This window comes from Polaromonas vacuolata (assembly GCF_012584515.1).
Classification (GTDB): domain Bacteria; phylum Pseudomonadota; class Gammaproteobacteria; order Burkholderiales; family Burkholderiaceae_C; genus Polaromonas; species Polaromonas vacuolata.
Window position 1 is genome coordinate 3,680,292 of sequence record NZ_CP051461.1, and the last position, 12,027, is coordinate 3,692,318.

The following is a 12,027-nucleotide window of genomic DNA, read 5'->3' on the forward strand; positions in this document are numbered from 1 at the left end:
TCTCAGTTAACACCGATTATAACAAAATCTGCAGTTTTTTCGGATCCATCACTATCTTTACGCGTCAAAGTACATATGTTGTTGCCAGAGATCATGCTACTAGCACCAGAAGCCTTAAAACCATCCGGCAAAACTTTAGAATCAAAAAGATTTGGCGTAAAGTCACTACAACTTTGTTTAATTGAAGCAAAACCTGCGGTAGGTGTGACACTGCGCGTAGCGTAATTAGCGTTCCCAGCCGTGGTAAGAGTATCCGCAATACCCTTGACGGAAGCCTGCGCCGAATCGCCCTTTAAATCGATGAACTTAGGGATAGCCACAGCCGCCAAGACCCCTAAAATGACTGTAGTAGCGACTAATTCGACCAATGTAAAACCACGCTGTTTTTTTAGTAACTTCATATATAAACCCCTATTTGTTAAAAATATTTCATAAATGATTGGTTTTTAAAACAATTAAAATTTATAAAAATTATCTATTGTTAAAGAAAATTACTTAATTACTTACTTTTAATTACTTTTTGATTTAAAAAGAAACATAAATTTTGATAAAAACAAGATTTATGTGCTACTCACAAATAAATTGAAACTAAAGATCATTTTTTAACAGAGCGGACGTAAGGCTAGATTGATTTGCGTTAGGTGATGCCACGTGAAGTATGTGTGTGAGTCAGCTACTAAGTAATAGCCAAAGGCGTGCAAGTAAAACCGTGTTCGCACAGTACGACCGACCTGGGCAGTTAACGACACGGTGGTATCCTAAGTTTTTTGTAAAGGATCAAATGTAAGGAAATTGCCAAGCATCAAGTAAGGTGAACTATTCCCGTCAGCAACGAATTGATAGCCCGTTTACTCGCAGACTACAAAAAGTCTGCTTACTCAATTTGACCAAGCATTTAGTCAAACGAGCCTTGCAGTCCGAAATGGCGGAATACCTTGGCCTTGCGAAAACCGTAAACCTAGCTAACGCTTGGTAGCACTCGAACTGGCAAGAGCAACAAAACTCTCAAGGGTGAATTTGTCGAACTGCTTATCGACAATTCCTGCGATCGCCATGGCAGTTTTGAACCTCAAATTGCGCCCAAGCACTAATCACGCTGGACGGACTTTGACGACAAGATATTATTTTTATACGCCAGCGACATGACAGTGCTCAAGGCTCAACCCCACCTGCTAGTGATCTAAAGGACCGAAGTTTCAACGACCTCAACTTCGTCAGTCACAGTCGCTGTGATGGATGAGGCCAAAGCTCAGCAACCTCGTCCACTAGGCACGCTGTACCCCATCGTTTATCTTGACTACATCCAGGTCAAAACACGCAATTCAAGCATTATTCGAGTCAAGGCTATGTAGTAATGCTTAAGTGTGAATGTGGCCGGTGAAAAAAGCTATTGGAACGGTGGATAGCTCCGAACGAAGAGGCCCTATTCTGGCTGCAGATGGTCACTGAACTTAAAAATCGGAGTGTGAAAGACTTCTTGCTTTCCTTTGATGATGGTCTTAAAGGATTTACTGAGGCCAGTATGACTGGTCTACCCACAAACGGTGGGGCAGCTTTGCTAAGTGAATATTGTGCGCAACTGTCTAAACTTTGTGAGCTTGAAGATGCGCAAGGTGGTAGCTGCCGACTGAAAAGACAACTACAGCGCTGCGAACGTTGACGAGGCTTGGCTGCGGCTGGATGAATTCGAAACCCCACGAGGAAATAACTATCCGACTATCGTGAAGTCTTGGCGCATCAATTGATGCACGCTTGCGTCTTTCTTTAAATCTCCACCAGAGATCTACCGGGCCATTTAAACGACCAACGCCATTAAGTCGGTAAATATGAGCTTACGCGAGGTCACCTAGAGTAGGGGGCTACTACCAAGTTGCGAGGCGTTGCTAAAGCTGTTTAACCTGGCGCTGAGCAACACGGCTAAAAAATAGACAGTGCTGCTTAGACATTAGTAAACCGCATTGACTAGATCTACCATTCAGTTCAAAAGTCGTATGCCCACCGTCAGAGATACACATTTTTTATAGCAAATTTTGCGCACGCTCAACTTATAGGCAATAAACGATCGACTTCTCTAACCACCACCCCGCCCCATAGCAGCCTGACCCATATTCCACATCGGGGTATAAATTCCCAGCGCTAGCATCAGCACAAGCACCGAAATCACACCCAGCAACAACGGCTCTATCGCGGTAGACAAGCCCTTGATGCTATAGCTAGTTTCCCGTTCATACATTCCGGCAATTTCAAACAGCAGGCTGTCTAGCTCGCCGGTCTCTTCACCCACATCAATCATCTGCAGCACCACAGGTGTGAAAACGCCGGCAACAGCGGCGCAGCGCACAATACTTTCACCGCGTTCTATGCCGTCACGCATGAGCAAAATACGCTCGCTCACATAAGCGTTATCCGCCGTCATGGCAACAATAGTCAGAGATTGCAAAAGCGGCACGCCGCTTTGGCTGGCTAGTGCAAAACTACGTGCAAAACGCGCCAATGTAGCTTTAAGGACAATATCGCCAACAATCGGTAATCGCAGTTTGAGCCGATCCCACTGATGACGCCCGACCACGCTGGCCACATAGCGTTTAATCGCAAAAATCGATATACCCAAACCGGCGAGTAGCAGCGGCCACCAAGCCAGCATCCATGCAGAAAAACCCAGTAATCCGCGCGTGATCAGCGGTAGTTCCGTGTTATAGCCAGCAAAAACTTTGGCAAATACAGGAATTACAAAAATATTCACCAGCACCAGCGCGATGGCCAGTGAAATCACCACAAACGACGGGTAGCGCATGGCTTGGCGTATACGCTCTCGAATCTCGCGCTCGAACTCTAGGTGCTCATTTAAGCGTAGAAAAATCTCACTCAAACGACCGGTCATCTCGCCGACCTTACACATAGCCACGTAGTAGGGGTCAAAAATTTTGGGGTGTTGGGCCAGCGCGGCCGACAATTCCTGACCTTGGTCTAAGCTGGCGCGCAAGTCTCTCAACAAATCAGCCATGGCCGGCTTGGTAGCTGAAGCCTGTAAACCAGAAAGTGCACGAAACAGCGGCACACCGGCTTTGTTCAAGGTGTACATCTGACGCGAAAACAGCAAAATATCCTCTCTGACCACCGGCTTTAGATTCATCCTGATGATCCAACGGTTGAGCTCGCTGGCAATCGGTGGAGACGTCAACACGATGTCAATCGGCGTGATGCCAATTGTCATCAATTGGTCCGCCACATCCTTGTGACTTTGTCCTAGCAATAGACCATCAACCGCTTCACCTCGCGTATTGCGCCCACGCCAACTGTAATTAGACATGCGTTAAACCTCTTGCCCATCTTCGACTACCAGCTCGGCATCCAGCCCTATGCGCAACGCCTCAGCAATTGACGTACGGCCTTGTCGTACTAGCTCGAACACATGGTGAGCCAGTGTTTTGCCTTGCATGCGCTCACGCGCAGCTTGTAGAAATGCAGCCGGTTCGGCTTGAGACGCGGCCTGAGTCAGCACCGCATCCATCTCCAGTAACTCATAAACGCCTTGGCGGCCAGAATAGCCAGTACCGTGACAAGCTGCGCAACCTGTGCCGCGATAGGTTGTCAGTAGCGGACCGGGTTCAATAGCGGTCAGCCAGGATTTTTCACGCCCACTAGGTCGATGCTCTTGAGCGCATTCGACGCAATTGAGTCGTACCAGCCGCTGGGCGATAACCGCCTGCAGCGAGGTGGCGACCATAAAGGGCGGCACGCCCATGTCGAGTAGACGAAACGGTGTACTAATCGCGTCTTTGCTGTGCAAGGTCGAAAGCACTAAGTGGCCAGTCAGAGCTGCACGCAACCCGATCTCGGCGGTCTCGGCGTCGCGCATCTCACCGACTAAAATAACGTCTGGGTCTTGCCGCAACGTGGCGCGCAGCACACGGCCAAAACTCAGGTCTATCTTGTCATTGACCTGAACTTGAGTAATACCGTCCATGCGGTATTCCACCGGGTCTTCCACCGTGATGACCTTGAGCTCATCGGCATTGATCTCGGCCAGCGCGGCGTATAGCGTGGTGGTTTTTCCTGAGCCGGTCGGCCCTGTCACTAACACCAGCCCTGAGCTACGCGAAATCAGTTCGCGAAAGCGCAGCAGCATGGGCTCGGGCATGCCTATGGAGTCCAGCCGCCGCCGCAGCACGCCTTGGCTGAGCAAGCGCAGACTAATGGCTTCGCCAAAACTGGTCGGCAAGGTAGACAGCCGCACATCCAATGTCTGGTCTTGCAAACGCAGGCTAAAGCGCCCGTCTTGGGGCAAGCGTTTTTCTGAGATATCCAGCCCAGCCATTAGCTTGAGGCGTTGCGCGATGGCTCCGGCAATGCGTTTGTCGACCATTTTTTGTACTTGCAGCAAACCGTCCACGCGCAACCGGATTTGCAACTCATTGGCCTGCGGCTCAATGTGAACGTCGGATGCGCCCACCTGAACAGCGTCTTCAAAGAGTGATTGCAACAGCAAAACCACAGGCGCGCCATCAAGGCCCGCGTTGGCGCTGAGTTCGCCGAAATCGAGAGCCTCACCCAATTCCATCTGCAGCGCACGTGCGTGGCTGTTGATTTCTTCGCTACGTCTATAAAGCCTATCAAAGGCCTGCGTTAACTGGCTTTCAGCAACAGCAGCAATCACAATTTTGCGTTTGAGCAGCCGACCCAGTTCATCAAAAGCAAATAGATCGAGGGGATCGGACAGCGCCACCAGCAATGCATCGCCTTGATCTTCCAACACCAACGCGCCATAGCGCCGCGCAGCCCAGACCGGTAACAGTTGCACGACAGTGGCGACAGCCGGAAAAGTGTTCAGATTGACGAAAGGTATCTGCAATTGCAGTGACAGCGCTTTGGCTAAGGCTGTCTCGGTGAGAATACCCGCGTCTATCAGCAAACGACCGAATTTTTTCCCCGACTGGCGCTGCAGTGCCAAGGTCTGCGCCAGCTGCGTAGCGCTGATAAGGCCTTGCAGCACCAACACATCGCCAAGCCTTAACTTTTGCGGATCAATAGGTCTTTCTGGCTTAACCGACGGATTTAATTGAGCGGAAACGATGTCAGTTGGCATCCAGGGATTTCTTTCCTAAGTAAGCGCCTATCTATGCTTGCCAGATCGCTGACTGCTGCCAAGTCTCAAGCCAGTTGGGGAAACTGTCTGCTGGCATGGAACGGGCAATGCCAAAGCCCTGTCCTTGCAAACAACCTAGCTCAATGAGTAAAGACGCATGGGCATACGTCTCAACACCTTCAGCGATGACGTCGCGGCAAAAGGCCGCGGATAAACCGATGATACCTTTGACAATCGCTAAATCGTCTGGATCTTCGAGCATGTCGCGCACAAAGTGCCTATCTATCTTGATGACTTCTGACGGCAAACGCTTTAAATGTGCCAAAGAAGAGTAGCCGGTACCAAAATCATCCAGCGCCGAGCGCACACCCATGGCAGCACAGGCATTGAGCACACTAGAGACCTTGACAATATCTTGCAAGGCGCTGGTCTCTAGCAATTCAAGCTCTAAAAAATCGCGCTGATAAAGCGGGTAGCGCGCCAACAGCTCTTGAAGCTGCGGCACAAATAGATCGTGCTGTAAATGACGTGCGCTCACATTCACGCTAATTGGGATGTTCTGGCCCAGCGCCTGCCACTGACTCATTTGCGCCAGCGCCGTATCAATTACCCAGTAACCCAGCGTCACGCTTAAAGCATGGTTTTCTATCTGGGGCAAAAATTCTACTGGCAGCAACAGACCACGCTCGGGATGCTGCCAACGTATCAACGCCTCAACACCAATGAGTTGCTGCGTACGCATATTAATTTTAGGTTGGTAAAACAACACCAACTCATGATTTTTCAGTGCGCGCTCAATCTGCTCTAGACTGAGCTGGCGGGTTTGAATTTCGACATCTTCCGCAACGTCAAACAGGTGAAAACGATTACGCCCCAACTGTTTGGCCTGGTACATAGACTGATCGGCGTGACGCATCAACAAATCAGGATCGGACCGATCAGCGGGATACAAGGTCACACCAATGCTGGCGGAAACATGCAGCAACTGCGGGCCAATCTGCACGGGCGCGCTGACAGCCTGAAGCAAGCGCTCCATAACCACTTGATAGTCCTGCTCTAGCGTCATGTCTACCAAGACCACCACAAACTCATCACCGCCTATGCGCGCCAACGTATCACCTTCGCGCAGCACAGCCTTCATGCGAAGGGCGAGCACGCTCAGCAAGGCATCTCCAGTACTGTGACCCCAAGCGTCGTTAATAGCTTTAAACCCGTCAAGGTCGATAAAACCGACTGCTACGGAGCGCTGGAATCGGTTGCTCTGAATGATGGCTTGCTGCAACCGGTCAGCCAGCAACACGCGGTTAGGCAGACCAGTCAAGTCGTCGTAGTGGGCTATATATTTAAGTTGCAACGCGTGACGTGTGGACTCGGTAACGTCAGAAAACATAGCGACGTAATTAACCGTCTGCCCAGCGGCATCAAATACCGAACTAACAGTCATTTTTGAAGTGAAGTCAGTGCCATTTTTATGCCGGTTGCAAATCTCGCCAGACCACTGCCCATTGGCTGCCAAGGTTTCATACATCAGCGGAAAAAGCTCAGCCGCCTGGTTAGGCGAGCGCAACATTCGCGGCGTATTTCCTAGCGCGTCCAGCATGTCAAAGCCTGTAATACTGGTGAAAGTCTTGTTGACTTTTAATATCGCACCATTGACATCTGTAATCATGATGCCTTCATGGGTGTGATCAAAAACAGATGAGGCCAACCGCAATTCTGTCTCAGCCATTTTTTTCTCAATGACTATAGCGGCGAGACTAGCTCCATATTTCATGAACTCAAGCGCTGTCGCATCAGGCTGTCCAACCTGTGCGCTAGAGATAACGAAAATGCCCAGCACCTGACCTTTAATGGAAACTATGGATTCCCATAGACAAGGAGTTGTCGGCCAATCGTAGACCTGAGACGCATTCACATCAGCCAACCGTATGCTGCAGATTAACGAGGAATTAGCGGTCTCCACATAGGCAACAATGGCTTGCAAAACGCTATCAAGACCAGCATTATCCGACAACATTTTGAGGATACGGTAATGGTTCTGCAGTCGAATTTGCGCAAGTTTTCGACCAGCTTTGTCCGGTAGCAACTGCGAGACAGCCGATTGATTTTGAGCCACTATTTCAAGTGCAACCGGTACTGAGGCGGTCACCCCGCTATCGGAAGTCGTTGACAGTGCGTTAATTTTGATCATCGGAAATACCTGAGCGCAAGCAGACAATTGAATAGATAAATCATAAACACCGGTAGCAGAAACCGACATATAAAATCTTTTTGTTACACCTTGATAGTAAATCATTGCTATGAACAATGATTTCAAGCGGGAAAGAAAATCTATAAAAATGGAAATGGAAATGGAAATGGAAATGGAAATGAAAATGAAAATGAAAATGAAAATGAAAATAGTTTTATGTCCTCGACATGATACGAAAAGCTAATAGCACGTCAGTTGTGCATGCCAATATTTAATATCTTACGCACTATGGAGTTTTGTCAATTCGAGAAAACTGCTGTTAGCCCAGCGCAATTAGGCAATTGCGCAGCTATGCAGTTACGCGAGGCTCTTTGCTTGCTTGCGATCACATATGATGCAAAACAAAACACTGCAACCTTAAATTTCAGCATGACAGGCTACAAACTACATTGCCGAACTTTTAATTGCAAAACCTAGACCACAAGCTCATTTACAGAGCAGCACCCAGGCTCAAACGAAACCGGCCATAAATAGAACAGATTGCACCACAAGGTATAAAGGCTCAACAGTATTAGCGTGATGTTTACAGGGCGACCGCGCAGTGTTCACACAGCATCCATTTCGTGAGTCACTATTTAATAACGAAACTATTAGAAAATAAAAAAGTGTGGCTAGCAATGGCTAAAAATAAAGCGCTTAATGCCTCGGCGATTTATAGTGAATCGCTAGCCGTGAAATAGTCGTTCAGAAAATCAGCGGAAATTAACGACTTAAAAATTTACAAATCAATAGATTTGGATTGGCGTCGGCACCGTCTGGTGGAATGCTAGTGAATCAAAAGTCATTTGAGTTAGCGTGCAATTTAGGCAGCTGCGATGACGGTCACTAACAGCCGCTTCGAACTTATGTGCACCGATTGATGGCTATTGAGCACTAAGCCTCAGATGCCGAGAGCGCACAACTTTGAGAGCGCGTTAAATACGTTATTTATCGGCGGTAGTTAAAAAAATTGAGCAGCAACACACGGTTTAAATAACTGCTCGGTCAGCTCAAAAAGGATTAGAAAATAGTTTAGCCAGTAGTCAACAGCTAAACTATTTAGGTACTGATCAAAATACGAATAAATTGGTCATATCGCATTTGAAAACACGGGTTTTATTGTGAGTGAATAGTCAATGATTAAGAGTTTTATTTGGTTTCAGTATGCACGGTAACTGGGCTAGAAAGCGTCTCAGCATCAACACTATTTTTAACATAAGTACTAGAAAGAAAAGTTGGTTCTGAATCTGAAGATAGAGATGGTACAGGAGGCGGAGCCAAGTCATCTGATAAATCTACTGGAGGTGGGGGCGGAGAATTACTAGCTACTCTTCTGCTGGCAGTAGGCTCTCTTTCGATTTCAGGATATAGATTACCTACTGCTAGTAAATCGTCTTTTAACATTCCAACTACTTCACCAGCAGCTTTTGTAAAATAATTTATCATTAAATCTAAAGGTGATGTCTCACTTTTTCTTGGATTTGATTCTTTACTTTCGCTTGGATTTGATTCTTTACTTTCGATTGAAATTAACTTATTTTCTATAAGACATTCTTTAATTTTAGAATTTAAAGCATCGCCTATATTAATAATATCAATTTCTGAATTACCTTTATCCATAAAATTAAGGTAAATATTTTTTGCAACCTCAAGTGATGGCGTTTTCTGAAATTCATAAAATTTCAGCAAGAAATTAGTATTTTCATCAACCCGTCTGTGAACAATTGAATCTTTAAATGCTACGGCACATTTATCATCATTCTTAGTTGTCAAAAAGTATTTAATCAATGCTGCAGGATCATTTTTACTAGGCCTAGTGAAGGCCGCAACATTAGGTGTTGATGATAGGGCTGATGGTAGTGGTGCAACTTTTACATTTCTTTGTGCGGCGGATTCAAGCTTGAAGTGCAACCGTATGCTGATAGGACTCTAACTGTTCCATAAAAACCTGATGCGGCGTTCGATACCCTAAACATTTTCTAGGACGATGATTGAGCCTGTGCATCGCTAAAGCAATGTCATCGTCGGTTATGCAATTAAAGCGCATCCCCTTTGGGAAAAACTGGCGAATCAAACCGTTCATATTCTCGTTCGCCCCACGCTCCCACGAGGCGTATGGATGGGCGAAAAAGAAATCTGCACTCAGCGCAGAAGCTATTCGTTCATGCTGGGCAAATTCCTTGCCGTTATCAGTCGTGAGAGTGTGCACGCAATGAGCGAACGGTTTGAGTAAAGTGATTAACGCGTCCCCTACGGCTTGCGCTGTTTTGAATGGCACGTGGAAAATTATTGAATAGCGAGAGACACGCTCATTAATCGTCACTAGTGCTTGCTTCTGCCCGGCACCAATCACCAGATCAGCCTCCCAGTCGCCAAAGCGCGCACGCTCAAGCACGATGTCGGGTCGCAGTTCTATTGAGACCTGGTGAGAGATGGTGCCGCGCCGTTCACGGCCACTGCTGCGTTTTTTTCGCGTCTTCTGGCAACGCAGTGTTTTATGCAAGGTGCCGCCCGCGCGTTTGTCAGCGTAGATGTACTGGTAAATGCTCTCATAGCTAACACCGGGTTGGTGGCTAGCTTCGAGGTGGCCGCTGATTTGCTCGGGGCTCCAAGCCTCAGCCAACTTTTCCTCCACTACAGCCCATGTCGAGTCAGCAACTCTAGGACTATTGGCGCAGGCAAGTCTACGTTCTTGGGCTTTGTCATTTGCCTGCTTAGGGCGATAGCCTCGTAGACCGCGGTTACGACGCAACTCACGGCTGATGCTCGATTTATCACGGTCCATCATTTTTGCAATTTCACTTTGATTGAAGTTTGCTTTGACGAGGATTGCAATCTGGTAACGTTCGTCACGGGTGAGGTGTGTGTAAATCATTCTGGGCAACTTTGACTTGGTAGTCGGGAAGCTTGGATGCTCTCACATCTCACCCACCCGTACGGTTAATTTCAAAGTTGCACTTCAGACTTGAATCCGCGTGCCAATAAACTCAGGCCGTTTCCCATAACTTTTAAAGCACCAAAAACAACATCAACTGTAAAAGCCAACGCGAAAATTGGAATTGCCACGATGGCAGATAAAGCAACAGGAATGCAATTTTTTCCAGTTACTTTATTATCAAAAAAATCTGCTCCTATTTTTGTTAATCCCTTTGTCATTGAAAAAAAACCGAGCATTATCAGCATTGTTATTTGTGTTCATATAACCATCTTGAAATTAATTTTTTGTTACTAAAACTACTGAAATCAGCACCAATTTAAACGACTAAAAAACTTTCTGAAGCTAGCGTTTCACACCACTTATTTTGCTGTTCACATAAGTTCATAACGTCTGCAGTTACACCTTCTAATGTGTGTGCAGATTCAATAATAGTGCCGCACAAAACAACTTCTGTAGCGGCTAAATTAAGAGCAAAATAATTTTTTCCAAGGTCTAAATTTTTTACATTTTCAAAAAGTATTTTCTTGTAAAGCGATAGTTTTGAACTGCTAATTAATGCGCCAATCGCTGTGGCCATACGTAAAGATTTATCTTCTTCTTTGTAATAAAAATCTATCTGTACGCCATTTTTAAACTGGATAGCGCAGGTATTTTTATCTAGCGCGGATTCAAGTCTGAAGTGCAACTTTGAAATTAACCGTACGGGTGGGTGAGATGTGAGAGCATCCAAGCTTCCCGACTACCAAGTCAAAGTTGCCCAGAATGATTTACACACACCTCACCCGTGACGAACGTTACCAGATTGCAATCCTCGTCAAAGCAAACTTCAATCAAAGTGAAATTGCAAAAATGATGGACCGTGATAAATCGAGCATCAGCCGTGAGTTGCGTCGTAACCGCGGTCTACGAGGCTATCGCCCTAAGCAGGCAAATGACAAAGCCCAAGAACGTAGACTTGCCTGCGCCAATAGTCCTAGAGTTGCTGACTCGACATGGGCTGTAGTGGAGGAAAAGTTGGCTGAGGCTTGGAGCCCCGAGCAAATCAGCGGCCACCTCGAAGCTAGCCACCAACCCGGTGTTAGCTATGAGAGCATTTACCAGTACATCTACGCTGACAAACGCGCGGGCGGCACCTTGCATAAAACACTGCGTTGCCAGAAGACGCGAAAAAAACGCAGCAGTGGCCGTGAACGGCGCGGCACCATCTCTCGCCAGGTCTCAATAGAACTGCGACCCGACATCGTGCTTGAGCGTGCGCGCTTTGGCGACTGGGAGGCTGATCTGGTGATTGGTGCCGGGCAGAAGCAAGCACTAGTGACGATTAATGAGCGTGTCTCTCGCTATTCAATAATTTTCCACGTGCCATTCAAAACAGCGCAAGCCGTAGGGGACGCGTTAATCACTTTACTCAAACCGTTCGCTCATTGCGTGCACACTCTCACGACTGATAACGGCAAGGAATTTGCCCAGCATGAACGAATAGCTTCTGCGCTGAGTGCAGATTTCTTTTTCGCCCATCCATACGCCTCGTGGGAGCGTGGGGCGAACGAGAATATGAACGGTTTGATTCGCCAGTTTTTCCCAAAGGGGATGCGCTTTAATTGCATCACCGACGATGACATTGCTTTAGCGATGCACAGGCTCAATCATCGTCCTAGAAAATGTTTAGGGTATCGAACGCCGCATCAGGTTTTTATGGAACAGTTAGAGTCCTATCAGCATACGGTTGCACTTCAAGCTTGAATCCGCCTAGCGTTAGTTCTGGAATATTAA

10 protein-coding genes and 1 pseudogene are annotated in these 12,027 nt (G+C 47.1%); 3 read left to right on the plus strand and 8 right to left on the minus strand.

Going from position 1 to position 12,027, the window contains the following annotated elements:
* Positions 1-2: 2 nt before the first annotated feature.
* A complete protein-coding gene (locus HC248_RS16750) occupies positions 3-401 on the minus strand; it encodes a type II secretion system protein (RefSeq protein ID WP_168923471.1) in 399 nt (132 codons plus the stop codon).
* 801 nt (positions 402-1,202) lie between these two features.
* Between HC248_RS16750 and HC248_RS18035 the strand changes: the two are divergent.
* A pseudogene (locus HC248_RS18035) lies at positions 1,203-1,352 on the plus strand (IS256 family transposase); the annotation flags it as partial.
* A gap of 38 nt (positions 1,353-1,390) precedes the next feature.
* On the plus strand, positions 1,391-1,660 hold the full coding sequence (locus tag HC248_RS18040) for a transposase (protein WP_168923473.1): 270 nt from the start codon (positions 1,391-1,393) through the stop codon (positions 1,658-1,660).
* Positions 1,661-2,071: 411 nt separating this feature from the next.
* Here HC248_RS18040 and HC248_RS16765 read toward each other — a convergent pair whose 3' ends face one another.
* The 7 genes from HC248_RS16765 to HC248_RS16795 all read right to left on the minus strand — a co-directional run bounded on the left by HC248_RS16765 (position 2,072) and on the right by HC248_RS16795 (position 10,984).
* Entirely contained in the window at positions 2,072-3,310 is a 1,239-nt protein-coding gene (locus tag HC248_RS16765) for a type II secretion system F family protein (RefSeq protein ID WP_168923474.1), read from the minus strand.
* A 3-nt stretch (positions 3,311-3,313) separates the two neighbouring features.
* On the minus strand, positions 3,314-5,086 hold the full coding sequence (locus HC248_RS16770; RefSeq protein ID WP_168923475.1) for a GspE/PulE family protein: 1,773 nt from the start codon (positions 5,084-5,086) through the stop codon (positions 3,314-3,316).
* A gap of 31 nt (positions 5,087-5,117) precedes the next feature.
* Positions 5,118-7,277 carry a putative bifunctional diguanylate cyclase/phosphodiesterase gene (locus tag HC248_RS16775; protein ID WP_168923476.1) on the minus strand — a complete coding sequence of 720 codons (2,160 nt, stop codon included), beginning with the start codon at positions 7,275-7,277 and terminating at the stop codon, positions 5,118-5,120.
* A gap of 1,188 nt (positions 7,278-8,465) precedes the next feature.
* Positions 8,466-9,227: a hypothetical protein gene (locus HC248_RS16780; RefSeq protein ID WP_168923477.1), complete on the minus strand. Its 762-nt coding sequence runs from the start codon at positions 9,225-9,227 to the stop codon at positions 8,466-8,468.
* Positions 9,211-10,191 carry an IS30 family transposase gene (locus HC248_RS16785; protein WP_168920864.1) on the minus strand — a complete coding sequence of 327 codons (981 nt, stop codon included), beginning with the start codon at positions 10,189-10,191 and terminating at the stop codon, positions 9,211-9,213. Before HC248_RS16785 ends, HC248_RS16780 begins: the two co-directional genes overlap by 17 nt.
* A gap of 71 nt (positions 10,192-10,262) precedes the next feature.
* The gene (locus HC248_RS16790) at positions 10,263-10,490 is read right to left on the minus strand and encodes a hypothetical protein (RefSeq protein WP_168923478.1); all 228 of its coding nucleotides are present in this window, start codon (positions 10,488-10,490) and stop codon (positions 10,263-10,265) included.
* 80 nt (positions 10,491-10,570) lie between these two features.
* On the minus strand, positions 10,571-10,984 hold the full coding sequence (locus HC248_RS16795; RefSeq protein ID WP_168923479.1) for a type III secretion system chaperone: 414 nt from the start codon (positions 10,982-10,984) through the stop codon (positions 10,571-10,573).
* Between the two features lie 32 nt (positions 10,985-11,016).
* Between HC248_RS16795 and HC248_RS16800 the strand changes: the two genes are divergently transcribed.
* Positions 11,017-11,997, plus strand: a complete 981-nt coding sequence (locus HC248_RS16800; protein WP_168921224.1) for an IS30 family transposase — start codon at positions 11,017-11,019, stop codon at positions 11,995-11,997.
* Positions 11,998-12,027: the final 30 nt, after the last annotated feature.